The following is a 26,423-nucleotide window of genomic DNA, read 5'->3' on the forward strand; positions in this document are numbered from 1 at the left end:
TGATCATTACCACAACTTCTCCGGGTAAGCACCTTCATCGTGGAGCTTTTTCAACGCTGCCTGCACCGTTGGCTTATCCTCCGGGTACGTTACGCCAAACCAGGCCGACCGGCTCCGGAACACCTTGCAATGCCCGGTATCGGTCTGGATCAGATTTGTCATTACAGTAGGGATATAAAACTCGGCTTTCGGCGAATCGATGTTGGCAATGGCGTAGCTTTCAAACTGATGCTGCACCAACGGGAACACGCTGGGTTTGAACCCCCAAAAGTTCATCGACACGGGTGTATCCGGCGACAAAGGCGTAACGCCCTCGGCTTCTTCGTACACGATTCGGCCTTCCTTCTCGTAGATTTTAGTTCGCTCGATCACCGATGCCAGATTTCCGTTTTCACCGACGGCACACACGCCCCGCGACACCGAACCGTTCTCTGACAACGTATTTTTTACTTCATAACCAACCATGGCATGAAGTTGGTCATCCGTATCGGTTTTCAAGAAGTTGCCAATTAGTTGGAAGGCTTCCAGGCCATAGAAATCATCGGCGTTGATCACGGCAAAAGGCGTTTCTACATGGTCTTTCGCGCAGAGCATAGCATGACCCGTTCCCCAGGGTTTGGTACGTTTTACCTCGCCTAACTCAGCCGGAACATACGAATCAAGGGCCTGGATAGCATAGTCCACCTCGATCTTACCGGCTAATTTTTCGGTAAAGATCTCTTCAAAGTCCTTGCGCAATTCATCACGAATGATGAAAACGACTTTACCAAAACCGGCCCGGACAGCGTCGAATAAGGAATAATCCATGATGGTTTCCCCATGAGGCCCAAATTGATCGAGCTGTTTGATACCACCGTAGCGGCTGCCCATGCCGGCGGCCAGAATCAAAAGAGTTGGTTGCATTTCAGTTAAGAATAATCAGGTAATTAGTTATCAACTTTAAGTTGGGGCAGATGTTGCCTGACAAGCAAACGTTTTCAGTAATAATTGCCGGGCAACGCTTGCCCGGCAAACGTTGCCCGGTCAAAATTAGGGAAAAGGATTTCGGCGACCTATCCGAATACTCATTAAGCGTATGCACCCCGGCTAATCAGTTTTAATGAAAATTAATTCTCCAAAACATACTATTTATCTTTGTTGTTAGTATAATTGTATGTTAAACAATAGTTGTTCTAGCAATTATCCTTCATCAATCAAACGTTACTCGTGCCAGAGCTGTATGTTTTGGCACGAGTGGTAAATCTGACCGGGTATGCCATTCTATCACACATTGGGGCAAATACCACCTAAACGACACACACAGTTCGAGAAACCGTCGGGCGGCCGTGGCGACCGCAACAACGGACCGGGACCGTTCTACTACGAGCAGTTGTTCGGTACAATCGGTTTCGATGGCATGTCGTCGCTGCTGTACCACGTTCATCGCCCAACGATGGTGCGTGAGGTGCTGGACAGCGTAGATATGACGCCTAAGCTGGCCGTTGAAAAAAACATGTTGGCTCGGAAGCTGATCGGCTTTAACGTTGAACCCGCTGATGATTACGTAGAAAGCCGCGTACCACTGTTGGTTAATAGTGATCTGACTTTTGGATTAGCCGCTCCCCGCCAATCGCTGACCGACTACTTCTATAAAAATGCGGATGCCGACGAGCTGTTGTTTGTGCATCGGGGATCGGGACGGTTACGGACGTTGTTCGGTACCATTCCATTCGAGTACGGGGATTATCTGGTTATTCCACGCGGGATGATTTACCAGATTGAGTTTGATACTCCCGACAATCGATTGCTCTACGTCGAATCGCATTCGCCGATTTATACGCCCAAACGCTATCGGAACCATTTTGGGCAGATGCTCGAACATGCGCCTTTCTGCGAACGCGACATAAAGCGCCCACAGGACCTCGAAACGCATGACGAAACCGGCGACTTCCTGATGAAGATTAAGAAGCAGGGAGCACTTCACTCACTGGTGTATGCCAGCCATCCGTTCGATGTCGTTGGTTGGGACGGCTATAATTATCCGTACGGTTTTTCCATTTTCAACTTCGAACCGATAACAGGCCGTGTGCACCAGCCGCCACCCGTACACCAAACGTTTCAGACCGATACGTTTGTGGTTTGCTCGTTTGTTCCCCGGCTCTACGATTACCACCCGAAGGCCATACCGGCTCCGTATAACCACTCGAACATCGACTCCGATGAAGTAATCTATTACGTGGATGGCGACTTCATGAGCCGCAACGACATTGCCCAGGGGCACATTACCCTGCACCCCGGCGGCATCCCTCATGGCCCGGCACCAGGGGCAATGGAACGCAGTATCGGCAAGAAAGAAACGCAGGAGTACGCCGTCATGGTCGATACGTTTCGGCCGCTCATGGTAACCGAACAAGCCCTGAAATTAGACGACGGGAAGTATTATAAATCGTGGTTAGAGTAGAGCGGGTTTCCGCCCGCAGATTATTAATGTAGCGGGTTCCACCCGCTCTACACATCAACAAACATGGAAGCTTTAGACATTCTTGAACCACAGACCGGAGCCACGGAGCACACCGACTTTCTGCCCCTCAATGGCACCGATTATTTGGAGCTTTACGTTGGTAATGCCCGCCAGGCCGCCCATTATTTCCAGACGGCGTTTGGCTTTCAGCCAGTAGCCCACGCGGGACTGTCGACGGGCGTAAAAGACCGGGAATCGTACGTTGTTCAGCAGGGGAAGATTCGCCTTGTGTTAACCTCACCTTTGCACGGTGATTCCGCCATTGGCCGGCACATTGACCTGCACGGCGATGGCGTTCGGGTGGTGGCCTTATGGGTAGATGACGCCACTAAGGCCTTCGAGGAAACCATTAGCCGGGGCGCGAAGGCGTTCATGCAGCCTACTCGCGAAGAAGACGAACACGGCTACGTAGTTCGGTCGGGCATCCATACCTACGGCGATACGGTTCACGTATTTGTAGAACGCAACGAGTATACTGGCGTTTTTCTACCTAATTATCAGCCCTGGACGCCAACCTATCGCCCAGCCGATGCCGGTTTGAAATACGTAGATCACATGGTGGGCAATGTCGGCTGGAATGAGATGAACACCTGGATGCAATTTTATGCCGACGTGATGGGCTTCCAGCAGCTCGTTTCCTTTGACGACAAAGACATTTCAACGGATTACACGGCCTTGATGAGTAAGGTCATGAGCAATGGCAACGGTCGGGTTAAGTTTCCGATCAATGAACCAGCCGAGGGCAAGAAGAAATCGCAGATTGAAGAGTATCTGGATTTTTACGGCGGACCGGGCGTTCAGCACATCGCCGTCGCTACGGATAACATCGTTGAAACAGTGTTGACACTGCGTGATCGGGGCGTTGAATTTCTGAGCGTACCCGATACGTATTACGATGACCTGGCCGAACGCGTGGGTAAAATAGACGAAGAGATTGCAACGCTACGGCCGCTGGGCATTCTGGTCGACCGGGACGACGAGGGGTATCTGCTTCAGATTTTTACGAAGCCAATTTGCCCCCGGCCAACCCTGTTTTTCGAGATTATCCAGCGCAAAGGCGCCCGTTCGTTCGGGAAAGGCAATTTTAAAGCGCTGTTTGAGGCCATCGAACGCGAACAGGAGTTAAGAGGAACGTTGTAATTAATGAGTGCAAGAGCGAAAGAGTGAGCGAATCCCTACTGCCCAGTCACCCTTTCTCTCTTGCACTCTTTCGCTCTTTACTTATGACTCAGGATTATTCTAAATACACACCTGACGACCAGGCCGTTTGGAAGCTCTTGTTCGAGCGGCAGATGGAACGTCTGCCCGGCCGGGCCAGCCAGGCATACATGGATGGCATTGTGGCAACGGGTTTTCCAAACAGCAACATCCCGGATTTTGACCGGGATTTGAACCCACGACTCGTTCCACTCACGGGATGGCGGGTTGTGGCCGTGCCTGGCTTGATTGGTAACCGCGAATTTTTTGAACTGATGGCCGATCGGCAGTTTCCGGCAACGACCTGGCTCCGCCAACGCGACCAGCTTGATTACCTGCCCGAACCCGACATGTTTCATGATACGTTCGGGCATGTGCCGGTGCTGACCAATCAATCCTTTTGTGATTTTCTGGCCGCGTTAAGCCGGATCGCCCTCAAATTCATTGATCACGAGGAAGCTATCGACATGATTGCCCGTCTGTATTGGTACACCGTTGAGTTCGGGCTAATTCAGGAAGCCGACGGTCTACGCATCTACGGGGGCGGCATCTTGTCATCGCCGGGCGAAACCGTTTACAGCCTGGAAAGTGATCACCCAAAACGACTGCCTTACGACGTAGAGACGCTGCTCCAGACACCATACATCATTGATCACTTTCAGGAACAGTATTTCGTAATCAACTCCCACGAGCAACTGTTTCAGTCAGTACCCGAAATTGAACAGAAGCTGGAAGGGTTGTTAGTTAGCTAGTTTGGTTATTTTTGTCAGCAATACACGATTACTGCCAACTAGTAACCGGTTTCTGTTCGCCAACAATGACGCACCCCTCCGACACGCGGGCCTATTTTTTTAAGATTGACACCACAATCAAGAAAATTCGTAATGCACTTCAAAAGCAGTTCAACGACGCCGGTTTCGACTTGACGGTGGATCAGTGGGTAGTGATCGACCATCTGTTTCGCAATCCAGGAATCAGTCAGAATACAATCTCGGAAATGACCACCAAAGATGCGCCAACGGTTACCCGAATCATTGATTTATTGAGCCAGAAAGGCCTGACCGAACGGCGAATGGCAGATAACGATCGGCGTAAATTTCTAGTCTATCTAACACCAGCCGGTGAAGCCAAGCATCAGGAAGTGTTGCCGGTTGTATCAGCCATGCGACGGAAGGGTTGGGGAAATTTAAGCGAAGAAGATTATCAGCACTTCGTCCGAATCATGGATTCGATTTATACGAACGTAAGTGAATAACTGTGAAGCCGACACCCTTGTCGGCTTTTGTATATCAGTCAGTGAATGCATCAGCGCTCGATCATGTACGGAATTTTCAACTACGACATTGCCAGCCCTCGCATGGGCGTGAAAGTTGGCGAGTATATTCTTGATCTGGAATTAGTTAGTTTGCTTGGCTATTTCGGAGATCTCAACATCGATCCGGCCGTGTTTGCCCAGCCCGTATTGAATGACTTTATCGCCCTGGGCAAGCCAGTCTGGCAAGCGGTTAACCAGCACATCAAAGCATTATTGAGTGACGAACAAGCCGCTTTGGCCGACATTCATGACCAGGTATTCATTCACCAGTCGAGAGCGACGATGCACCTGCCGGTACGTATCGGCGACTATACCGATTTCTACGCGGGTATCCATCATGCCGAAAACGTCGGGCGCATGTTCCGGCCTGATGCCGAGCCGTTATTGCCCAATTACAGACATCTACCCGTAGCGTATCACGGCCGGGCCTCGTCAATTGTCGTATCCGAAACACCCGTTCGACGGCCGCAGGGACAGTTCATGCAAAACGGCCAGGTCACGTTTGGCCCATCACAGGCGCTGGACTTTGAGTTAGAGCTGGGGCTGATTATTGGCAAAAGCAATCCATTAGGTAAGCCAATACCCATTGACGAAGCCGAAGACTATATCTTTGGTATTACGTTGTTCAACGACTGGTCGGCACGCGATATTCAACGGTGGGAATATCAGCCGTTGGGCCCTTTTCTGGGTAAGAATTTCTCGTCATCTATGTCGGCCTGGGTGGTGCCACTCGACGAATTAGAGCCGTTTAGGGTAGAAGGCCCGGTTCAGGAACCAGCGCCCCTGCCCTACCTACAATCGTCTAAACCAGGGCACTTTGATATTCAGTTGGAAGCGATACTACAGACGAAACAGGGGACCGAGCATCGCATCTGTCAGACGAATGCGAAACACCTGTACTGGAGTTTTGCCCAGCTAATTGCGCACCACACCGTTGGGGGTTGTAACCTGAAAATTGGCGATGTGCTGGCTACAGGAACGATTTCCGGCACCGCGCCCGACTCGTTTGGCTCACTGCTGGAGTTGAGCTGGAACGGTACTCAACCATTGGCGTTAGCCGACGGCTCCAGGCGAACCTTTCTGGAAGACGGAGACAGCATTACGTTACGTGGTTTGGCCGTTGACGACGAGTTTGGTCTACGAGTAGAACTAGGTGATGTTTCGGGTAAAGTATTATCGGCGTTGCAACGGTTTAGTTAAGGTAAGGGTCAGTTGGTTAAACACCTTTCTTCCTTTTAAGCGTATATGTATCGTTCCTGGTTTATTCATTTACTGGCTGCCTTATCGTTGCTCAGTTTGTATAGCTGTGAGAACTGCGGGCCTTCAGCCGAACCGTCGCTTATACTATCGTTCCAGACGAACACTCGGCAGAAAATTGATACGTTATACGCCATTGGCAGCCAGAAGCCCGTTCCGGCTCAACCTTATTCAACCACAGCTCTGACAACGGGCACACAGCTTGCGCTTCCGCTAAATCTTAACGCCGATAGCACCCGGTATGTGTTCAGAATAGACGGGCAACGGGATACAGTAACCGTCTTCTACGAACGTCGATTTGCTTACCGCAACCGGAAGTGCGGCTACGTTCTGGACTTGTACCAGCCCAAAGGCAAGTCGGCCCGGACAACCCGTGGTACAATCCCTTACGTATCGTATCTGCAAAACCGCGATGGGGCATTTCTTAGTAGCTCTCAGAACACACAAGTTCAATTATCGGTGCGCCTATGAAACGGTTTATACTAGGAATTGTCTTGCTGCTGGTGACCTTACCAGGCCTCGGGCAAACAAAGAGTCCTTTGCTAATTGGTATCGACGTATTAAAACCGGTGCTTTCGGTAGCTACGCCCAACCGACCTGCCTTTCGGCTAGCAGAGCTTACAGTGAAGGTCCCACGACAGTATGGTTCCTACCTGTCAGTCGTGGGCGGTTATGGCCAGATGCGATCGGACACCACCTTTCGCAATGTGCTCATGAACTTGCAGGGTGGTTATCTCAAAGTTGGAGTGGAGTCCGTTACCGAACGAGGTTTCATAAAAGGCTTTCATGGTTTGGCAGCATTCTCAAATGAGTCTGCTGATTACGTGTTTTCAGGACCAAATTTCGGCGACTATCGAGCGATTGCCCTCCGGCAAAATCGTGTAGCGGTGGGCATAGAAGGGTTCCTTGCCCATCAGACACCTTTATCTAAACGATTCCTGCTTCGTATGAGCGCCCGAGCCACGTTAGCTGGCATGGTCGGTAATCGAACCGATAAAATTCCGGTTGTTTTCGCACCGGGCGTTGGCCTGGTTACAGGTGACCCAATTATGTATAGCGTTGGGGTTGGGGTACATTTGCTGTACCAAACCAATACGCGCCCAATTGCAACTCCTCAACAATGATCAAAACGATTAACCCCGCTGACCTTACTCCCCCCGAGTTCTATAAGTTCATGATCGGTACGATAGGCCCTCGACCGATTGCCTTTGCCAGCACAATTGATGCGCAGGGCAACGTCAATTTAAGCCCCTTTAGCTTTTTTAACGTCTTTGGTTACAACCCGCCGACGCTGGTGTTTGCGCCAAGCCTTAACCGACACGGCCACAAGAAGCATACGCTGCTGAATCTGGAAGAGGTGGGCGAGGTGGTTATTAATGTCGTGAGCTATGCCATGGTCGAGCAGATGTCACTGGCCAGTGCCGAGTTCGAGCGAGGAGTGAATGAGTTTGAAAAAGCTGGCTTTACGGCCGTGGCATCTGAGCGAGTTCGCCCACCAAGGGTACTGGAGTCACCGGCTGCTTTTGAGTGTGTAGTCCGGCAGATCATCGCCACCGGTGATAAACCCGGCGCGGGCCATTTAGTCATTTGCGAAGTTGTCATGGCGCATTTGCACGATATCATTTTCGACGAAAAAGGAGCCATTGATCCGCACCGTGTTGACCTCATCGGTCGCTTGGGAGCCGACTGGTACGCCCGTGCGCATGGTGATGCGTTGTTCGAAGTGGCCCGGCCTAAAGTTGGTATCGGCGTCGACCGGATTCCGGCTACGATACGTAACAGTGCAATTTTATCAGGCAACGATCTTGGTAAACTAGGCAGCTTTGCAGAACTGCCCACGGCGGACGAGATAAGTGAATTTCGGGCGTCCGGCGTGATGAACGAACTGTTCGACGAGGCAAAACACGGCTGTCAGTACCTGCCTGATCTGCTGCATATGCGAGCCAAACAACTACTTGCGGAAAACAAGGTACGCGAAGCATGGCTTACGTTGCTGCAAACCGGCCTGTAGCTATCGCCACTGTAAACAATGCCGTAACGGTGCCGTTAAGAACGTACGTCTTTACGCATAGCATTGTTATGAAAGGTATAATATTCTCTCTTACGTTAGTTGCAGGCATACTTCTGTTGGCCGGTTGCTCATCGGAACCAGATAGTAACGGATTGGCTGAAGAGATTAACAACCAGCGAATCGAAAACGCCAGTGAAAATACTCCTGAAGCTAAGGCAGCTACTTCTAAAAACGACCAGAAAGACGTGGCAGAATACATGGTCGACCTGGCAGATATTAGTTTGGCCAAGCACGTAATGAGCTTGTTAGCCATTAAACGATCTGTTCATCCAGCCGTACAAGTGTATGCCCATGAGACCGTTCAGCAGGAGGACGAAGAAAGGCAGAGGCTCAACGCTCAGGGTCAACAATACAAAATTACCTTGCCATCAACGCTCTCCAACACAAGTCAGCTCATGGTAGCAAAGTTAGAGGAGCAAAAAACGGGAGCCGACTTTGACAGTTATTACCTTAGCTACATAGCCGAACTCAACGATAGCGCGATCAGCAAGGCTCAGAATCTGATCAAAAACACCGATAAACCAGCTCTGGCTGGCTTTTTCGAAAACCTCATTGCTACTGATGAGCTGCATATGAAAAAGGCAACCGATTTAAAGAAGAGTATCAATTAGCCTTAAGGCGATGAAGTCAGTTCATTACTTGTTAATAAACTTACGAAACAAGCTGTCCTTTAGCGGGTTCTCTGGATACAACAATTCCATACTACGCTATGAAAATCAATCAGCTAACCACTAGTTTCTTACTAGCTCTGACCCTGTTTTACAGCTGTTCGTCGGGAACAGACAGCACTGAAAACGCCAATAAAGCCAACGAAGAACGGATTGATAAACAAGCTGTTGCTGCCAGTAGCGATGCCAAAGACGAAGCGAAGAACGTCAGCAAAAGCATGGTGGAGTTAACCAACACCAGCATGACAGAATACGAGCTGAGCAAGGTGGCTTTGCAAAAAGCGACAAATCCGGAAGTAAGATCCTTCGCCCAGCAAGCTATGAATGATCACCAGCAGGACGAACGGACTCTACGCGCCATTGCGAAGCAAATGAACGTAATACTGCCAACCGAATTATCGGGTAAAAGCAAAGGTAGTATAGGCAAGCTGAGCGATATGAAAGCGGGCACCGAGTTTGATCTTCAATACCTCGATTACATGACTAACGTTAATGACGACGCTCTCGACGCAGCTGATGAGCTGGAGGACAGCGCCCCGGCGGATAACGTTAAAAGCTTTGCCAAAAAGATTACCGAAGACGACAAAAAACATAAGGATCGGGCTAAGCAGCTCAAGAATGCCCTGGATTAGAAGTTGTTCATTCGGTGAAATAAGTGGAGTAAGTGACAATCACTTACTCCACCAAACTCTCTAATACCCTCTAGCCGTGTTATCAGCCCTTGGGTCAGAGGCTCCTTCGTATGACCCATCGGGACGAATCAAAACGCAGTCCATTCGACCGAGCGTATTGGTCAGCTTCTCCAGAATGTAGCCGCGGTTCTGCAGCGTCTGAATGGTGGCGTCGGAGAAGGCCCCGTTCTCAAACGTTGTTTTATCGGGCAACCACTGGTGGTGAAACTTCAGCGCATTAACCGCCTGCTGCATCGTCATACCATGCTCAACGACGTTCAGGATTGTCTGATACACTGACGTAATGATGGTTGAGCCACCCGGCGTTCCGACTACCATAAACAGCTTACCGTCTTTTTCCAGAATCGTTGGCGTCATGGATGATAACATACGCTTGTTCGGAGCAATGGCATTGGCCTGATTGCCAATCAGGCCAAACATGTTCGGTACGCCCGGCTTCACGCTGAAGTCATCCATTTCGTTGTTCATAAAAAAGCCGGCTCCCCCAATAACCACCCGACTTCCGTAACCGCCATTGAGCGTCGTAGTAATGCTTACGGCATTACCCTCTTTGTCTACGACGGAAAAATGTGTCGTTTCCAGACTTTCGTAGCCGGGGATATTACCGCCTTTCACCGCTTTGCTGTCCGTCGCTTTCGCGAACGAAAAGTCCGTCCAGCGGCTGCGCAGGTAATCGACGCTCATGAGTTTATCGACGGGCACCTTCACAAAGTCCGGATCACCCAAAAATTTGGCTCGGTCGGCATACACGCGCCGTTCGGCTTCAATCATGACCTGCACCGTCGAATCGCTGTTCCAGCCCCATTTCTTTAACGGATATGGTTCCGTGAAGCGCATTAATTGAACCAGCGCTACGCCCCCACTGGAAGTCGGTGGCATCGTGATCACATTATACCTTTTATAGGTAGCCCGGATGGGTTCACGCCAGACAGAGTGATAATTTTTGAGGTCTTCTTCAGTAATCAGGCCGTTTCCGCGTTTCATTTCTTCGGCGAGCAGACGAGCGGTTTCTCCCTCATAAAAACCGGCGCGTCCCTGGCTTTGAATGCGTTGTAATGTCTTGGCCAGATCCGTCTGAACCAATAAGTCGCCCTTGTGCCAGGTAGTGGTGTCGGTTGGACTAATGCTTTTCAGGAAATACGCTTTACCTGGATTGATCGTAGTTAAGTCATTTTTAATCCGGTTCAATGCTAGTGCATCTCGCTGGGTGAGATCGAACCCTTTCTCGGCCAGATCAATAGCGGGTTGCAGCACCTGTGCCCACGAAAGCTTGCCAAACCGTTTGTGCGCTTCGGCCATGCCATCAACCGAACCCGGTACGCCACTTGCCAGATGACCGCTGATACTCAGTCCTGGCCGCACGTTACCAAGCGAGTCGAGGTACATGTTTTGAGTAGCTTTACCCGGCGCTTTCTCGCGGTAGTCGAGCGTATAAGCATTCCCAGTATTATCTCGATACACCATAAATCCGCCCCCGCCGATGTTTCCGGCACTCGGAAATACGACGGCCAGCGCAAACTGTACAGCCACAGCCGCATCGACGGCATTGCCACCTGCTTTCAATACGTTTAGCCCTACCTGCGAAGCTTCAGGATGAGCCGAGGCTACCATACCATTTCGCCCAATGACGCCCTGACGGTCAGAGTAAAATGGACTGGTGGGCGTACCAGACCGGGCGGGACCTTCGTCGCGGTATTGATAAACGCCCTGACTCTCGCGTACTTTAGCATCTTTGCTACCTGGCGACTGAGTTTTGCAGGATGTAAGCAGTACGAAAGGCAGGGTAAACAGGAAGAGAAATGATTGTTTCATAGAGCTTCAGGTTGTCATCAGAAACCACTAATCTACGAAAATTGACCAAACGTCCGGCGATACGTCCGCACTCCTTGAAACCGCTTGAAAAGAACGCCTATAATGCGTTACTTTTGTTGGTACTCCGTCTGTTTCAGAACTTGAACAGAATCCCACGAAAGTCATGCAGTTCCTTCGTCAGGTCTTTGAAAGTTTCCGATTTGCGTGGCAGGCCCTACGCTCTAATTTGCTTCGTACAACCCTTTCGTTATTAGGAGTTACCATCGGTATCTTCGCCATCATCGCCGTATTTACGCTTGTCGATTCGCTGGAGCGTAACATCCGGACCAGTCTCTCTTTCATTGGCGATAAGGTTGTGTACGTACAGAAGTGGCCGTGGTCGTTTGGGGGAGAATATCAGTGGTGGAAATATTTTCAACGCCCTGTTTCGACCTATAACGAGTTTCGATTTCTGAGCGATCGCTTAGAAACCGCCCAGGCGATTGTGGCTATGGATTTTAAAGGACGTATTACCGTGAAGCGTGGCAACAACAGTATGGCATCGCTTATTCAGGGTACTACTTTTGATTACAACAAGATTTCCGACGTACCCATCGAACAGGGTCGCTATTTTACCCAACAAGAGATCGACGTAGCCCGAAACGTAGCCATTATCGGTTCGGATGTGTCCGAGAATCTGTTTTTGGGGCAAGATCCGGTCGGTAAAACGTTTAAGCTTAACGGCCTCAACTTTACCGTTATTGGCGTTCAGCGTAAAAAAGGCGAAAGTATAATCAATGTGGGCGGTAATCCGGACATTAAGTGCCTGATTCCTTTTGGAGCCTTTGCCAAAATGTTCCATTCGGTAAACCCAGATATTGACATTGCCATTAAAGGGTACGACGACGACGAAGGATTACTCGAACTTGAAAGCGAAATCAGGGGGCTATTACGTACGCGCCGTGGCCTCCGCCCTTCCCAGGACGACAACTTCGCCATCAACCGCCCTGAAGCGGCTGCCCAGGCAATTAGTGGATTATTTGCCGTATTGACTATAGCAGGCTGGGTTATTGGTGGTTTTTCGATTTTGATTGGGGGCTTTGGTATCGCTAATATCATGTTTGTGAGCGTAAAAGAGCGTACCAACATCATTGGCATCCAGAAGTCGCTGGGGGCGAAGAATTATTTTGTTCTTTTTCAATTTCTCTTCGAAGCCGTGCTCTTAAGTCTGGTGGGCGGTCTGGCCGGTATCCTCTTAGTATATCTGCTGTCGTTTATGAAGCTAGGAAGTCTGGATCTCCAATTGACGGCCAACAATATTGCATTAGGGCTAGGCGTATCCAGCGTCATTGGCATCTTGTCGGGTATCATCCCGGCCTTTTCAGCCGCCCGTATGGACCCAGTAATTGCTATTCGCGCCAAGTAATCGCATTAAAGCCAGGAGAGTAGCTGACTTACTAGCTACTCTCCTGGCTTTAATTATGCTAAAACCTTTATATAATTTTGTAGATTTTAAATAATCTTTATTTGTAAAATACATCTATAAACATTTCTATTCTTCAGATTATTAGTACATTATACGACTTATTCTGTTCAATACAAAATATAATTCTTCGATTTTTACATATCTCAGTAAAAACTACTAACACTGTTTGCCCGTAAGTAATATTGCTTAGGAGCAGAGTTAGTGATTCATGCAGACTGCAGGCTGCTTTTACGTTAACTACTAATTATGTTTTCCTGGCTAGTGCCGTAGCTTCAGCCGTTGAAGCCCAGGCTCTGTTTGCTTTCTTAACACTAACTAACATTTACTCAAAGCACACATCTCATGCGAAAACTTTTAGCAGTACTAGTAACAGTTATTTTGAGTGGGCAACGCTTGAGCGCTCAAACAGTAGTGGATGCCGCGTTAAAGACTATATTACAAACGAGTCCCGTTGCTCAGGTAGTCGTCACGTTTCACGGGAGTGGAGCTCCACTTCCTAGCCAGATAAACTTGCTTCAGCAGCTAGGCATAACCAAAGGAGTTACGCTTCAGGCCTTACCCATTGCTGGTGTACTGGCCACATCAGCTCAAATCGAAGCCTTGTCGCAGCGGCCCGAGGTTAAGTCAATCTACTTAAACAAACGGCTTACTTACTATAACTTCGACGATACGCACTTAACTGGTGTGAAACGCCTACGCGCCGATAAGGAAATGACAGCCCGCAATAACGGCATTCCTGTTTCAGGTAAAGGCATTGGCGTATTGATCAACGATAGTGGCGTCGATGGTACGCACGAAGACATCAAATTTGGTACTCATCTGGTACAGAATGTCCTCGGCTCCATCAACCTCAACTCGTTTGATGCCATGCTACCCGTTACCTATCAGGAAGGGGTACTCAACACCGATTCCAACTCGGGTCATGGTACGCACTGTGCTGGTACGGTAGGTGGCAACGGCACTCGATCAAACGGTAAGTATGAGGGCGTGGCTCCCGGGGCTTCGCTCGTGGGTTTTGGTTCCGGGGCTGCATTGCTCGTGCTGGACGCCCTTAGTGGCTTCGATTACGCCCTCACTCACCAGTATCAATATAACATTCGGGTCATTAGCAATTCATTTGGTTCCAGCGGTGATTTCGATCCGGCTCACCCCATCAACGTGGCTACTAAAAAAGCATATGACCGGGGAATGGTTATCGTTTTTGCGGCTGGTAACGAAGGACCAGGTGCTGACACCCACAATCCTTACGCCATTGCGCCCTGGGTTATCTCGGTAGGAGCCGGTGATAAAAACGGCAAATTGGCCGACTTTTCGTCGCGTGGGGTAAAAGGTGAACAAGGTACCTTTACCGTTGATGGTGAAACGTGGACATTCAAGAATGAACCTACCATTGTAGCTCCCGGTGTCGACGTTGTATCTACCCGCGCCATTGGTCCGGTTTCTACACTAGGGGCTCAATCCGACATCGAGCAGCTGGAGCCCGGCCAGATCCCGTTCTATACATTGAGCAGCGGTACATCGATGGCTACTCCTCACGTATCGGGTATTGTCGCATTGATGCTCGAAGCGAAGCCTTCGCTGTCGCCTGCTCAGGTAAAGCAAATTATTCAGAAAACCGCTACCAATATGCCAGGGCTCGAACCGTGGCAAGTTGGAGCGGGTTACGTTAACGCCTATGCTGCCGTTGACATGGCATTCCGGTCGTCGGCTTTCGGGGCTAGTGTCAACAGCACCCGCACCTTTAGCAGCACTGTCGACGCCCGCAGCAGTACGCAAGACTTTACTCTGGATTATAATCCGCTGCTCACTGCTAATAACCAACTGACTTTTTTTGTAGGTGCTGGCACGAACAGTCTGGAGGCCAAGATTATTGCCGGTGGCGTTTCGGGGCAAACGGGTAATCCAATCAATCTGATTCTGGTTGATCCGGCTGGCGTCGAATACCGGGCTGGCATTCCAGTAGCTTTTGCTTTATATCAGGACCGTAGCGTTGCTGTTGCATCGCCAGCACCGGGTACCTGGACACTGAAAGTAAATGGTTTGAACGGAGTTGGTATTCCGGAAACTGTATCGGGAAAGATCACTCAAATGGTAGCCAGCGGTACCTCTGGCTTAAGAGACATCGCGGGTCATGCGGCTGAAGCCTCTATTAAAATGGCCATTAGCAATCGATTAATGGACGGCGTTAACGGTAGCTTTAAACCCAATGATATACTTAAACGAATTCAGCTGGCTGACTACCTGCTGATGGGGCAGGCTATTCGTCAGTACTATCCAACGAATGGCACAAAAACCTATTCCGATGTAAGTGGTAGCGACGTCTTGTTATCAGAAGCTGTTTCGACCAAAGGGGCTGCGTTACGTGACCGGACGCATCAGTTTAATGGGGTGATGCAACCAACAGCCAGCGGTAAATTTTCGCCAACGGGCAATGTAGACCGCGTGACGGTAGCTTATGCTTTAGTGCAGGGACTTGGTTTGCAACAATATGCCCTGGAACGTACCGGGAAAGCCGTAACGGTGCAGGTTGACGGTAAGACCCTTCCTGTTGAAGATGCCGCTACCATCCCCGCTGGTATGGAAGGTTACGTGAGTATTGCTTTAGAACTCAACCTGATCAACGCGTTCTACAAATCAACGCAGGGACCGTTTGACCTAAAGCCAACGCTGCATGCAACGTTCAAACCGACACAAGCTGTTACCCGCGCTGATTTCGCCGTTATCGTAACGCGGACCTTCCCGCATTGGGAGGCCGTCACTCAACCAGCTGCGCAGGGCCGGATTGCGGCCTTCGGTGAGCCTCTTACCGACAAGACGTACGCTTATCCAAACCCATTTTCGGGTAGCACGACAATCAACTATAGCTTACCTCAGCAAAATCACGTAACCGTAGAAGTGTATAACGTTCTGGGCGGAAAGCTTAAAACGCTGGTTAATGAGTTTAAGCCAGCGGGTGATTATCAAGTCAAATTTGACGGCAGCACCCTTCCAAGTGGTACGTACTTGTTCAATGTTAATACAGGCACAAGCGTTACGTCTAAGCGTCTTATAATTAAGTAACCTTAGTTGCAGGAGCGTTATTAAGCAAAAAGCCGCGTCAGATTAGATCTATCTGGCGCGGCTTTCTATTTATTCGTTCTATTCTTACACTTCGATCCGGAATAAATGCATAGGCAGGACGTAAGGGTCTAGCTCGACATAGTTCCATTCACCTTTCCAGGTATAATACGCTCCGGTTAATAGGTCACGTACTGTATACGACTGGTCCTGGCTTATTCCGAGTTGCCATATAGGCACTTGCACCATACCAGCTCTACGTTGATAGGCGTCGGTATTGACCGCTATTAGCAAACGGTTATCGCCCGAGGCTTTTATATAAGCCATGATAGCATCGTCACTAACGTTACAGAATGTAAGGTTGTTTGTCTCTTGTAGAGCCGCATTCTCTTTACGCAGGCGATTTGTGAGCGTAATCAGGTACGTGAGCTTATTGGTCTTGTCCCAGTCCCAAAGCCGGATCTCGTACTTCTCTGAGTTCAGGTATTCTTCCTTACCCGGAAATGGTACGTGTTCCATTAGCTCAAACGATGGACCATAAATACCATAATTGCTTGATAACGTAGCAGCCAGGAAATAGCGAATCAAAAATTGAGGTTCATGCCCCGACTGCAAACTGTAAGGATTGATGTCGTGGGTCGTTGGCCAGAAGTTCGGGCGGAAATAATACTTCATTTCACTCTGCGTTAACTCTGTCAGATACTCCTGTAGCTCTGCCTTTGTGTTACGCCAGGTGTAGTACGTATAGGAATGCGCAAAGCCCCGCTTGGCTAGTTCCTGCATTACTTTAGGCTTGGTGAACGCTTCCGATAAGAAGATCATGTCTGGATACTCCTTCTTGACTTCAGCAATGATCCATTCCCAGAAGGCAAACGGCTTTGTGTGCGGATTGTCCACTCGAATCATGCGAACGCCCCAGGAACCCCACACCAGCAATACTCGCTTTAGCTCTTCCCAAAGGTTTCGCCAGTCTTCGGTCTCGAAGTAAACAGGGTAAATATCCTGATATTTCTTCGGCGGATTTTCAGCGTATTGGATCGTACCATCCGGCCGCTTCTTAAACCATTCAGGATGTTGTTTAGCCCAGGGATGATCGGGCGAACATTGAATAGCCAGATCCATTGCGACTTCCATATCATAGTTTTTCGCAATGGCAATCAGGTGCTTGAAATCGTCAACCGTTCCTAACTCGGCGTGTATCGCATCATGACCTCCCTCCTCAGAGCCAATGCCATAAGGAACACCCGGTTCGCCCGGCTGACATACGACCGAATTATTTTTGCCTTTCCGATGGGCATGGCCAATTGGGTGAATTGGGGGTAAATACAAGACGTCAAAGCCCATACCCGAAATCCGGGGTAATAGCGCTTCTACGTCCCGAAACGTACCATGACGCGGAACCGTTCTCCCGACCTCTTCGCGCGATGCGGAACGTGGGAACAAGCAGTACCATGTACTAAAGCCCGCCTTAGCACGGTCTACTTCTACAGCTAATTCCTGATGATAGCGGGTGGGATGCTGGCGTTCGGGATACCGATTCGCATAAAACGTGAACTGATCGCTTTCAGCCACAGAGACGGCTTCGTCGTAACGACTTTCATCACGGAATAAGGCTGCCATTTCCCGCAATCCACTAACATCAGGCGACTCATTTATGGATTCGGCTTTCTTTTTGCCTTTAGCTGGCGATTTACTATTAATAAGCGGTGTGCTGCCGCTTACCCGCTCAAGCATCTTATCTAGATACTGAGCTCCGGCCAGGAGTTCACTCGTGATCCGTTGCCCATCGGCAACCTTTAAGTGGATTTCATGCTGCCACGAGGCCAGGTGATCTACCCACCCTTCGAACGTGTATGTATAGCGGCCCTGTTTTTCGACTACAAATGAAGCTCCCCATCGGTCATTACCGAGTAAAGTCATAGGAGTTTCCCTCCAGGTGGTGTCGTCAGTGTGTTTATAAAGAAGCCGAACAGCTAAATAATCATGCCCGTCGGCAAAGATGTCAGCTTCTACAGCAATAACATCACCAGGCACGGCTTTTATAGGGAAACGGCCGCCATCGAGCTCGGGCGTTACTCGTTCTATCACTACGCGGGACTGGCCGGATAGATTAATAGGGATACTCATACAGAAGATTATTCGGTTAGTCTATGCTATATGAAGCAAGAAGGACGAACAATGTTACAAAAAAAGGCCAGGTTCGTAGACCTGGCCTCTATTTTACTATCTAATTGACGTTTTGTTTAAACAAAACGCCCACCGTTTAATATATAAATATACAATTTTTCATCATCTAATAATCATAAGAATTGTTAGATGATGAAAATATTGGTAGAATACAAAACTTCGATAATCAAACCTCTCCCCAAAAGATAACCTTCTAATTATCAAAAAGTTGATAAATATTTTTAAGAGCTCGGCTACTTATATTATTTTGGCTGGAAACCTTTATAGTTACTCAATACCAACTATTAAAACCACGAATTATCTGATCGCAAAAGTAACCGAATATGAGCTAGATAGTCTAAAAATCATCTTACCCACATTTGGTACTAAACGATTACAAAATGACATCCAAACATCGCTTACTCATAGTGGACGGCAATCCCTACGTAGCAGACATTCTCGTACAAACCCTCAAAAACGATTTTATTGTCACCGTAGCTAGCACTGGTCAAGATGCAGCTCGTTTACTAATCCAGGGTACTCGATTTGATTGCGTACTCACTGAGCTAAATTTACCTTTCTTTGATGGTTTAGAACTAACCAAACTCATACGCATGAGTCGGTTGCTCAGTCACACACCAATCGTTGTTCTTTCTAATGCTTCGGACAGTAATACCCGAATTATGTGTCTGGAACAGGGCGTTGACAGCTTCATTTCCAAACCATTCAATCCACTAGAAGTAAAAGCTCGCCTACAGGCTGTGCTTCGTCGGGTTGCACTTCCAGCCGAGAATCTCCAGGAACGCCCACTTCCCGTTCGCGGCCGAACCGAGAATCGATCGTTGGGGATGTTGAAGTCAAGAATCTTATCCATGATCCTGGGAGATTACGCAGTATCTCAAAGCGCCTAAATTTTGATACCTGATACGAACGAAGTGTAGCGTAGGGTATTCACCGTTTTGTTGCAAAATTTGTGCCAGATATCGAGCCATAATGGTGCTCAACTATATCTAGAACAAATATACTGTGATAATTCTTTATTTGTTATCTATTCCTCAAATAAATTAACTAATCGGCAAGAATTTTTCGAAAAACCATACTGGACTATAATTAGTAGTTAATAATCAAACTACATGCCAATTTATAAAATTTAGCGTTACTCAAATTGGTTTTTAAAAAACAACTGTGACTTAATCCGCCGTGCTACGTCTCTTGATAGTTGAAGAAAACGATCTTATTGCCAACCGATTTGTTTCTATAGCCGGCGAGATTTGTTCAGTAGTACGCTTCAAGGGTGTCAAAGACGCAGATGAATATTTAAAATGTGACGCCAAAGTTGACTTGATAGTTACTGATATAAAAAACGGGCGTACTATGGTAACAATAGCAAGGAGTAATCCAGCTAGTACTTCGGTGCCTGTTCTAACCATCTGTAACTCCATGAACAATCGTCTATTAAAAACCGCTTTTGATGTCGAGGTGACTGATGTGCTGCTTGCTAATGAGGATACGCAAAGCATTCAATCGACAATCCACCACTATCTCAATTTAAATGCTCATGTGGAGGCTTTGCCGCAACCGGCTCCTCCTTCACCTGTTGTGCGGCACGTAGGAACGCCCTGGTGGAAGCGAACAATTGACATCGCCGTTTCTTTTACCGCTTTACTACTATTATCTCCCCTACTGTTATTAGTGGCTGTATGTATAAGATTAGACTCGAAAGGGCCTATATTTTATAAATCAAAGCGAGCTGGTGCTCGTTTCCATATCTTCAACATGTATAAGTTCCGCACGATGCGGGTCGAAGCTGATCAGTTAATCGATACGTTAAGCTCTAATAACATTTATAGTAAGATAACAGCAGCTGATACCGCTGAGGCCGAAACTACCGACGAACTCTCTCACTTATGCAGTGCCTGTAGACAAAAGGGGACTTCATGCCAGCAACTTCTCTTTGATCAGGACCGACCTATCTGCGAAAAGCAGTTTTTACGGGAAAACGAAGGAGCTGCCAAGTTCATGAAATTCAGAAATGATCCCCGCATTACCCGAATCGGTACTTTTCTCCGTAATAGCAGCATCGATGAGCTTCCACAGTTATTAAATATCTTATTCGGCGATATGTCGTTGGTCGGGAACCGTCCGCTTCCCTTATATGAAGCAGAAAAACTTACGTCTAACGAGTCAGCCCAGCGCTTCGCCGGACCAGCAGGCCTTACTGGCCTGTGGCAAATTAAGAAACGGGCCAGGGGACAAGGACCGATGTCAGATCGCGAACGGACAGAACTTGACATTGAATACGCTACTACTTTCTCGTTCAAGACCGATATCTATATTCTCTGGAGAACTTTTTTCAGCTTATGGCAACAAGAGAACGTATAGACAGCACAGTTTCACCGGCGTTGGTATCTATCATCACCATCAACTATAACCAAGCTGAGATTACTCATCAGTTTCTGGATTCGTCGTTGTTATTGACCTACCCGAATTATGAGATAATTGTGGTCGACAACGCGTCCGAACCTATATTGAGTAACGTTATTGACCAGACGAAATACCCCCGGCTACGTATTATCCGTAGTGAGCGTAATTTAGGATTTACTGGAGGAAACAACCTGGGAATTCAGGAAGCCCAGGGTGACTTTTTCTTTATTGTCAACAACGACACCGAACTAACGCCTTCACTCCTTGACGAGCTACTTAAGCCCTTTCAGGAAAACGAACAGATTGGTGTTACCTGCCCCAAAATAAAGTTTTACGATACGCCTAGTTTAGTCCAGTATGCCGGCTACAATCCAATGAATATGTATACCGGTACAGCAACGGCTATTGGCTATAAACAGACTGACAATGGCAACTACGACAAACCTAGTCAGACCCCTTTCGCTCATGGTTGCGCTATGATGGTTCGTCGGGCGGTTGTGGACAAAGTTGGGCGGTTTGCCGAACGTTTTTTCCTGTATTACGAAGAACTCGACTGGTCGCAGCGCATCCGGAATGCGGGCTTCCTCATTTATTACCAACCCTCGGCCTCCATTCTGCACAAAGAGTCAGTGTCCGTTGGGCCGCATAACCCGCTGAAAACATATTACATGACCCGCAATCGGATTTTATATATGAGACGCCATTGCTCGTGGTCGCAGCGGTTGTTCTTTTACTTGTTCTTCGCAGGCTGCGTGTTTCCTAAACACATGTTATCCTATGTGGTAGCCGGTAAGTTCTGGCACGCGCGGGCGTTTGCCAAAGGAGTACTATGGAACCTTACGTCGGCAAGCGCTTCGCCGGTTTAGCCTAAATCAAGTTCAGACGATGACTTCTTCGTACTATTACACAAGCCTCATTTTCTTTTTCCTAACGTTCCTGGTGTTCTATACCTACTTAGGATACGGCATTGTAGCCTGGCTTTTGGTGAAAGCAAAACATTGGCTAAGAACACCGTCTACATCAATTAATCAATCTGCTAAAGTACCTGACGTCACTATTGTGGTGCCAGCCTATAATGAACTGGCTTATTTAGCCGATAAACTTCAGAATTGCCTTAGCCAGGATTATCCGGCTAAGTCGCTGCATTTATTGTTTGTTGTGGAAGGATCGACGGATGGATCAGCAGACTATCTAGAGCAGCGAAAAGCAGATGTGCCCAACTTAACAATTATCTCGGGAACACGACGGCTGGGTAAAGTAGCGGCTATGAATCAGGCCATGCTTCAGGTGAAAACCCCGATTACTATCTTTACGGATGCCAATACCGAGCTTAACCTCGAAGCCATTAGTCGGCTAGCCAACCGGTTTGCCAATCCGAACGTTGGGGCGGTAACAGGTGAAAAACGTATCCGGGTGCACGGTGAAGAATCAGCGGCCGGTAGCGGAGAAGGGCTCTATTGGCGCTATGAATCATTTCTGAAGAAATTAGACGCCCAGTTACATACTATTGTAGGTGCGGCTGGCGAGTTGTTCGCCATTCGGACAGAATTGTACGAACCCGTAGAGCCAGACACGTTACTCGATGACTTTATGATCTCGCTTCGGATTGCCGGACGAGGCTACCGCGTTGAATATGCTCCGGATGCCTATGCCTTTGAGCGGCCGTCGCATTCTGTGTCGGAAGAGATGAAACGAAAAGTGCGCATCGCCACTGGTGGCTTTCAGGCCATTCGTCGGTTAGCGCATCTGCTTAACTTCTTCAAATACGGCTGGCTCAGTTTCCAGTACATATCCCACCGCGTATTACGTTGGGCAGTTACTCCATTCTGCTTACCGCTGCTTTTTCTCTTAAATTGTATTATCTTAACGCAAACAACGAACTTATCGGCTACTAATTTCTGGTGGTGTATACTTAGTCTGCAACTGATTTTCTATGTTGCTGCCTACATCGGGTATACGCTTGAAAATCGCCAGACACGCTGGAAGCTAACTTTCGTGCCTTTCTACTTCGTGTTCATGAACTGGTGCGTGCTAGTCGGATTCGCTCAGTTTCAAACGGGTAATATTTCGGGCGTTTGGGAAAAATCGAGACGAGCGGCTTAATATGTAAGCCAGTGACAACAAAACAATATGCTTGAACGGACTACTTCTTTAACCAATCAATGGCGCGACAACCAATGGCTGTATAGTCTATTGGGAGTCTTGATTGCGTTAATAGCGGGGTGGCTAATTGGTACTTGGGGGGTAGTAGGCGCGCTCATGACCCTAGGTGTGCCAGTAGCTCTGATTGTGCTCGTCTGTATCTTCGTAGAACCCAAATTTGGCCTGCTGGTCTATGTAAACCTAAGCTTTCTTATTGGCTTTACACGGTTTATTCCAGGCGATACGCCATTAGGTCTCGGTCTCGACGGGTTGCTGATGCTGACTTTATTCAGCACCGTTTTGAATGGCAAGCGAATGGACTGGAAACAGCTTCGGCAGCCTGTATTCTGGCTGCTCATCGTTTGGCTGACCTACACCATATTAGAATACTTCAACCCAGAAGCTCCTTACCGGCCGGCCTGGTTCTATCATGCCCGGTCCTTTTCGTTGAGTTGGTTTTACATTGCTATCATTGTGCTTGTGAACCCCATTACAAAGGAAGACATTAAGTGGCTGGTGCGAATGTGGCTCTTCTGGTCATTTCTGGCTGCTCTATGGGGATTCAAGCAACAGTATATTGGCCTGGCGGCTGCCGAAGATAGATGGTTGGCCGAAGGTGGAGCCAGAACCCATATCCTTTGGGGCCAATTACGTAGCTTTTCTTTTTACTCAGATGCCGGTCAGTTTGGCTCAGAGATGGCTGGGGTAACCTTGATTTGTTTAATCCGTTTCTTTGAAAATAAGGCTTGGTTACGTAGGATCGCTTACCTCGCTCTGGCCGCGGTTATCTTTTGGGGGTACGCTGTTTCGGGAACCCGTAGTGCTTTGTTTGTTTTGATCGCTGGATATCCATCCTATCTGATTCTTAAACGTAATCCGGTTCATATACTTCGGGGGGTAATGGTAGCTGCTCCTGTCATGGCGATTCTGCTGTTCACCCACATTGGCGATTCTAACTATCAGATCTACCGGATTCGGACGGCCCTACGCCCTACCCAGGACGCTTCCTTTCTGGTGCGGCTTGAGAATCAGCAAAAATTACGAGAGTACTTAAAAGACAAACCCTTCGGAGCCGGTATTGGCACATCGTCGGGAGCCGGAGCACGCTTCTCTCCCGACCATTTTGCCGCTCAAATTCCGCCCGATAGCTGGTATGTTCAGCTTTGGATCGAAACAGGTGTTGTTGGCCTCTCTATTTATCTGGCCATGCTGCTGGGCATTATTTTGCTTGGTGTTTACAAAGTATGGCAACTGAAAGATCCCTGGTTGATAAGTATGATGTTGGCCCTGCTTGCCGAGTTTATCGGTATCGCTGTAGTGAGCTACTCTAATCCGATACTAGGTCAGTTTCCGACCAGCACAGTTGTATTTATCACATCAATTCTGTTTACGACCTGCGAACGATGGGATACGCCCACCGCATCGACAGCCTCCAATAAGAATTTAACGAGTAAAATGTTGGTATGAGAATTGGCATTGAAGCGCAGCGGCTCCTACGACCTCACAGGCACGGCATGGACATTGTGGCCCTGGAAACAATTCGGGCATTAGCTGACTACTCACAACATGAGTTCGTTGTCTTTGTGAAGCCTGACTCAGCGCATTTTGGTCTTCCTAGCAGCCCGAATATCGAGCTTGTCGAGCTACCCGGCGGTCCTTATCCTGTTTGGGAACAATACGCATTGCCTAGGGCGGTAAAACAATATGGCATTGACTTATTGCATTGCACGGCCAACACAGCCCCGTTACGTTGCTCTGTCCCGAGAGTGCTTACCCTGCACGATATCATTTTTCTGGAGAATCAACCACTACTTAGGGGAAGCTTATACCAACGCTTTGGAAATCAATACCGTCGCTGGAACGTGCCACGCATCATAACCGAATGTGAACGCGTCATTACCGTATCTCATTTCGAGCGCCAGCGCATTATCGATCATTTGAAACTCGACCCAGCACGTGTAGTGACCATCTGGAATGCCGTTAGCGATCAGTTTCGTCTCATTGATGACGCTGAGCAATTAGCGAATGTTCGGTCCCAGTATAACCTACCCCAGGAGTTTATCTTTTTTCTGGGCAATACAGATCCTAAAAAGAATGTGCAGGGAGTACTAAAAGCGTTGCTGTTGCTCAAGCAAGAAGGAAAGCTTTCGCTCCCGGTTGTTATTTCTAACCTACCGGCCGCTTCGCTGGACAGTATACTCACTGACATCGGTGGTCAGCAGTTAGCGGGCGACATTATCTTGTGTGGCTACATCCCAAACCATGTATTACCGCTGGTGTACAATGCGGCCACTGTTTTCCTCTGCCCCTCGCTTCGGGAAAGCTTTGGCCTACCGATATTAGAAGCTATGGCTTGTGGTACCCCGGTCATAACGTCTACAACATCATCAATGCCGGAAGTGGCTGGTGATGCAGCCCTGTTGGTTGACCCTAGTTCGGTAGAAGCAATGGCCTCACAGCTGGACCGGCTACTTAAAGAGCCGTCACTGCGGGATGAGTTGCGCCGAAAGGGGTTGGAGCGGGCTACCCTGTTTTCGTGGGCAGCTACTGCTTCTAACTTACTCGACGTTTATGCCGATTCGATAAAAGTTAATCAAACAATTAGTATTAGTAATACACAATCCTCTGACTACTAACCTCCTCACTAAACACTAGCAATCTATAAGCTGAACATAATTAGATCCATAAAATTGTTGATCGTTGCCCTATCATTCTGAGGTTACTCTAAACGGTAGGTGTAGATAGTTCAACTCCCATTACTAATGAGCATCTTTTCAAATCCCATATGGATCAAGCAACATGAGTATCCGTTTGAAAGCATCGACCAGGTGCCTCAAACTGTATTCGATGGGATAAATGCCCGCTTAGACAAGCGCATTAGTGCGACCCCATTGGTTTCTGTTATGGTCATCGCCTATAACGAAGAGATCAACATCCTACGTACCATAAGCACACTTTCTTCTCTGGCAACCAGTATTCCTTTTGAGATTGTTGTCATCAATAATAACTCAACTGACAAAACGCAGGAAACGGTCGACAAACTGCACGTTAAGTGTTTTTTTCAACCCGTTCAGGGATGTGGACCAGCACGACAGATGGGACAGGAGATGGCAATCGGGAAATACATTCTGTTGGCTGATGCCGATTGCCTTTACCCTACCAACTGGCTGGACGAAATGATGAAAGTACTTCAACAGCCTGGCGTCGTATGCGTATACGGCCGCTATTCATTCATTGCCCCGCCCAATGTGCCCAGGTGGCAGCTGTTTCTGCATGAGACCTTAAAAGACGTTATAGCTGGGTTTCGTCATTACAACAGGCCGTACCTCAACGCGTATGGTATTAGTATGGGATACGTTCGGGAAGCGGGTTTGAAAGTTGGCTACATGACCAACAATATTCGGGGCGAAGATGGCCGACTCTGCTTTGACATGATGCAATACGGCAAAGTTCGTCAGATGAAAACTCGTTCAGCGCGTGTCTGGACAGCACCACGTACGTTGTTTAACGAAAGCGCAACCATCTGGGAAGGCCTCAAACTACGTATCGCTAAAGAAGTAAAACGAGCACCTACCTACCTAACTCCTCATCCTCCTCACGATACCAAAACGTCTAACAATTAACGGGGCATTAGGCATTAAATAACTATCAATTAGC

At 48.4% G+C, this 26,423-nt stretch carries 22 protein-coding genes; 19 read left to right on the plus strand and 3 right to left on the minus strand.

The genetic code is table 11. From position 1 onward, the window contains the following. Positions 1-6: 6 nt before the first annotated feature. Positions 7-903, minus strand: a complete 897-nt coding sequence (locus ACFSUS_RS09735; RefSeq protein ID WP_381522001.1) for a nucleotidyltransferase family protein — start codon at positions 901-903, stop codon at positions 7-9. Positions 904-1,252: 349 nt separating this feature from the next. Here ACFSUS_RS09735 and ACFSUS_RS09740 point away from each other — a divergent pair, with 349 nt between their 5' ends. The 10 genes from ACFSUS_RS09740 to ACFSUS_RS09785 all read left to right on the plus strand — a co-directional run bounded on the left by ACFSUS_RS09740 (position 1,253) and on the right by ACFSUS_RS09785 (position 9,640). After that, positions 1,253-2,440: a homogentisate 1,2-dioxygenase gene (locus tag ACFSUS_RS09740; protein WP_381522003.1), complete on the plus strand. Its 1,188-nt coding sequence runs from the start codon at positions 1,253-1,255 to the stop codon at positions 2,438-2,440. Positions 2,441-2,503: 63 nt separating this feature from the next. Continuing rightward, complete coding sequence (gene hppD, locus ACFSUS_RS09745) at positions 2,504-3,640, plus strand: 4-hydroxyphenylpyruvate dioxygenase (RefSeq protein ID WP_381522005.1); 1,137 nt, start codon at positions 2,504-2,506, stop codon at positions 3,638-3,640. A 38-nt stretch (positions 3,641-3,678) separates the two neighbouring features. Beyond that, complete coding sequence (gene phhA / locus ACFSUS_RS09750) at positions 3,679-4,449, plus strand: phenylalanine 4-monooxygenase (RefSeq protein WP_381522523.1); 771 nt, start codon at positions 3,679-3,681, stop codon at positions 4,447-4,449. A gap of 65 nt (positions 4,450-4,514) precedes the next feature. Continuing rightward, on the plus strand, positions 4,515-4,952 hold the full coding sequence (locus ACFSUS_RS09755) for a MarR family winged helix-turn-helix transcriptional regulator (protein WP_381522006.1): 438 nt from the start codon (positions 4,515-4,517) through the stop codon (positions 4,950-4,952). Positions 4,953-5,015: 63 nt separating this feature from the next. Continuing rightward, complete coding sequence (gene fahA / locus ACFSUS_RS09760; protein WP_381522008.1) at positions 5,016-6,212, plus strand: fumarylacetoacetase; 1,197 nt, start codon at positions 5,016-5,018, stop codon at positions 6,210-6,212. A gap of 45 nt (positions 6,213-6,257) precedes the next feature. Next, complete coding sequence (locus ACFSUS_RS09765; protein ID WP_381522009.1) at positions 6,258-6,740, plus strand: DUF6452 family protein; 483 nt, start codon at positions 6,258-6,260, stop codon at positions 6,738-6,740. Next, positions 6,737-7,393, plus strand: a complete 657-nt coding sequence (locus ACFSUS_RS09770; RefSeq protein WP_381522010.1) for a hypothetical protein — start codon at positions 6,737-6,739, stop codon at positions 7,391-7,393. The genes ACFSUS_RS09765 and ACFSUS_RS09770 overlap by 4 nt, the downstream gene beginning before the upstream one ends. After that, positions 7,393-8,280: a flavin reductase family protein gene (locus ACFSUS_RS09775; protein WP_381522525.1), complete on the plus strand. Its 888-nt coding sequence runs from the start codon at positions 7,393-7,395 to the stop codon at positions 8,278-8,280. The genes ACFSUS_RS09770 and ACFSUS_RS09775 overlap by 1 nt, the downstream gene beginning before the upstream one ends. Positions 8,281-8,348: 68 nt before the next feature. Then, positions 8,349-8,951 carry a DUF4142 domain-containing protein gene (locus tag ACFSUS_RS09780; RefSeq protein ID WP_381522011.1) on the plus strand — a complete coding sequence of 201 codons (603 nt, stop codon included), beginning with the start codon at positions 8,349-8,351 and terminating at the stop codon, positions 8,949-8,951. A 98-nt stretch (positions 8,952-9,049) separates the two neighbouring features. Next, the gene (locus ACFSUS_RS09785) at positions 9,050-9,640 is read left to right on the plus strand and encodes a DUF4142 domain-containing protein (RefSeq protein ID WP_381522013.1); all 591 of its coding nucleotides are present in this window, start codon (positions 9,050-9,052) and stop codon (positions 9,638-9,640) included. Positions 9,641-9,700: 60 nt separating this feature from the next. Here the strand turns inward: ACFSUS_RS09785 and ggt are convergent, their stop codons facing one another. After that, entirely contained in the window at positions 9,701-11,512 is a 1,812-nt protein-coding gene (gene ggt, locus ACFSUS_RS09790) for a gamma-glutamyltransferase (protein WP_381522014.1), read from the minus strand. Positions 11,513-11,675: 163 nt separating this feature from the next. Between ggt and ACFSUS_RS09795 the strand changes: the two genes are divergently transcribed. Next, on the plus strand, positions 11,676-12,917 hold the full coding sequence (locus tag ACFSUS_RS09795) for an ABC transporter permease (protein ID WP_381522016.1): 1,242 nt from the start codon (positions 11,676-11,678) through the stop codon (positions 12,915-12,917). A 402-nt stretch (positions 12,918-13,319) separates the two neighbouring features. Further along, complete coding sequence (locus ACFSUS_RS09800) at positions 13,320-16,037, plus strand: S8/S53 family peptidase (RefSeq protein ID WP_381522018.1); 2,718 nt, start codon at positions 13,320-13,322, stop codon at positions 16,035-16,037. An 84-nt stretch (positions 16,038-16,121) separates the two neighbouring features. On the opposite strand, the gene ACFSUS_RS09805 is transcribed toward ACFSUS_RS09800, so the two are convergent. Continuing rightward, on the minus strand, positions 16,122-18,161 hold the full coding sequence (locus ACFSUS_RS09805; protein WP_381522020.1) for an alpha-1,4-glucan--maltose-1-phosphate maltosyltransferase: 2,040 nt from the start codon (positions 18,159-18,161) through the stop codon (positions 16,122-16,124). A 440-nt stretch (positions 18,162-18,601) separates the two neighbouring features. Between ACFSUS_RS09805 and ACFSUS_RS09810 the strand changes: the two genes are divergently transcribed. The 7 genes from ACFSUS_RS09810 to ACFSUS_RS09840 all read left to right on the plus strand — a co-directional run bounded on the left by ACFSUS_RS09810 (position 18,602) and on the right by ACFSUS_RS09840 (position 26,389). Continuing rightward, on the plus strand, positions 18,602-19,111 hold the full coding sequence (locus ACFSUS_RS09810; protein WP_381522022.1) for a response regulator transcription factor: 510 nt from the start codon (positions 18,602-18,604) through the stop codon (positions 19,109-19,111). A gap of 529 nt (positions 19,112-19,640) precedes the next feature. After that, on the plus strand, positions 19,641-20,582 hold the full coding sequence (locus ACFSUS_RS09815; protein WP_381522024.1) for a sugar transferase: 942 nt from the start codon (positions 19,641-19,643) through the stop codon (positions 20,580-20,582). Next, complete coding sequence (locus ACFSUS_RS09820) at positions 20,561-21,490, plus strand: glycosyltransferase family 2 protein (protein ID WP_381522026.1); 930 nt, start codon at positions 20,561-20,563, stop codon at positions 21,488-21,490. The genes ACFSUS_RS09815 and ACFSUS_RS09820 overlap by 22 nt, the downstream gene beginning before the upstream one ends. Positions 21,491-21,509: 19 nt before the next feature. Beyond that, the gene (locus tag ACFSUS_RS09825) at positions 21,510-22,727 is read left to right on the plus strand and encodes a glycosyltransferase family 2 protein (protein ID WP_381522029.1); all 1,218 of its coding nucleotides are present in this window, start codon (positions 21,510-21,512) and stop codon (positions 22,725-22,727) included. 27 nt (positions 22,728-22,754) lie between these two features. Continuing rightward, a complete protein-coding gene (locus ACFSUS_RS09830; RefSeq protein ID WP_381522031.1) occupies positions 22,755-24,233 on the plus strand; it encodes an O-antigen ligase family protein in 1,479 nt (492 codons plus the stop codon). Further along, on the plus strand, positions 24,230-25,402 hold the full coding sequence (locus ACFSUS_RS09835) for a glycosyltransferase family 4 protein (RefSeq protein WP_381522033.1): 1,173 nt from the start codon (positions 24,230-24,232) through the stop codon (positions 25,400-25,402). Before ACFSUS_RS09830 ends, ACFSUS_RS09835 begins: the two co-directional genes overlap by 4 nt. A gap of 126 nt (positions 25,403-25,528) precedes the next feature. Next, positions 25,529-26,389 (plus strand): glycosyltransferase family 2 protein, encoded by an 861-nt coding sequence (locus ACFSUS_RS09840; protein ID WP_381522035.1) that lies wholly within the window; start codon positions 25,529-25,531, stop codon positions 26,387-26,389. Positions 26,390-26,423: the final 34 nt, after the last annotated feature.

The sequence above is a fragment of the Spirosoma soli genome (genome assembly GCF_042684525.1).
GTDB lineage: Bacteria > Bacteroidota > Bacteroidia > Cytophagales > Spirosomataceae > Spirosoma > Spirosoma soli.

Coding starts and splice junctions, on each gene's coding strand:
- ACFSUS_RS09735 (WP_381522001.1), bottom strand. CDS start 903: ATGCAACCAACTCTTTTGATTCTGGCCGCCGGCATGGGCAGCCGCTAC.
- ACFSUS_RS09740 (WP_381522003.1), top strand. CDS start 1,253: ATGCCATTCTATCACACATTGGGGCAAATACCACCTAAACGACACACA.
- hppD (WP_381522005.1), top strand. CDS start 2,504: ATGGAAGCTTTAGACATTCTTGAACCACAGACCGGAGCCACGGAGCAC.
- ACFSUS_RS09755 (WP_381522006.1), top strand. CDS start 4,515: ATGACGCACCCCTCCGACACGCGGGCCTATTTTTTTAAGATTGACACC.
- fahA (WP_381522008.1), top strand. CDS start 5,016: ATGTACGGAATTTTCAACTACGACATTGCCAGCCCTCGCATGGGCGTG.
- ACFSUS_RS09765 (WP_381522009.1), top strand. CDS start 6,258: ATGTATCGTTCCTGGTTTATTCATTTACTGGCTGCCTTATCGTTGCTC.
- ACFSUS_RS09770 (WP_381522010.1), top strand. CDS start 6,737: ATGAAACGGTTTATACTAGGAATTGTCTTGCTGCTGGTGACCTTACCA.
- ACFSUS_RS09780 (WP_381522011.1), top strand. CDS start 8,349: ATGAAAGGTATAATATTCTCTCTTACGTTAGTTGCAGGCATACTTCTG.
- ACFSUS_RS09785 (WP_381522013.1), top strand. CDS start 9,050: ATGAAAATCAATCAGCTAACCACTAGTTTCTTACTAGCTCTGACCCTG.
- ggt (WP_381522014.1), bottom strand. CDS start 11,512: ATGAAACAATCATTTCTCTTCCTGTTTACCCTGCCTTTCGTACTGCTT.
- ACFSUS_RS09795 (WP_381522016.1), top strand. CDS start 11,676: ATGCAGTTCCTTCGTCAGGTCTTTGAAAGTTTCCGATTTGCGTGGCAG.
- ACFSUS_RS09800 (WP_381522018.1), top strand. CDS start 13,320: ATGCGAAAACTTTTAGCAGTACTAGTAACAGTTATTTTGAGTGGGCAA.
- ACFSUS_RS09805 (WP_381522020.1), bottom strand. CDS start 18,161: ATGAGTATCCCTATTAATCTATCCGGCCAGTCCCGCGTAGTGATAGAA.
- ACFSUS_RS09810 (WP_381522022.1), top strand. CDS start 18,602: ATGACATCCAAACATCGCTTACTCATAGTGGACGGCAATCCCTACGTA.
- ACFSUS_RS09815 (WP_381522024.1), top strand. CDS start 19,641: ATGAACAATCGTCTATTAAAAACCGCTTTTGATGTCGAGGTGACTGAT.
- ACFSUS_RS09820 (WP_381522026.1), top strand. CDS start 20,561: ATGGCAACAAGAGAACGTATAGACAGCACAGTTTCACCGGCGTTGGTA.
- ACFSUS_RS09825 (WP_381522029.1), top strand. CDS start 21,510: ATGACTTCTTCGTACTATTACACAAGCCTCATTTTCTTTTTCCTAACG.
- ACFSUS_RS09830 (WP_381522031.1), top strand. CDS start 22,755: ATGCTTGAACGGACTACTTCTTTAACCAATCAATGGCGCGACAACCAA.
- ACFSUS_RS09835 (WP_381522033.1), top strand. CDS start 24,230: ATGAGAATTGGCATTGAAGCGCAGCGGCTCCTACGACCTCACAGGCAC.
- ACFSUS_RS09840 (WP_381522035.1), top strand. CDS start 25,529: ATGAGCATCTTTTCAAATCCCATATGGATCAAGCAACATGAGTATCCG.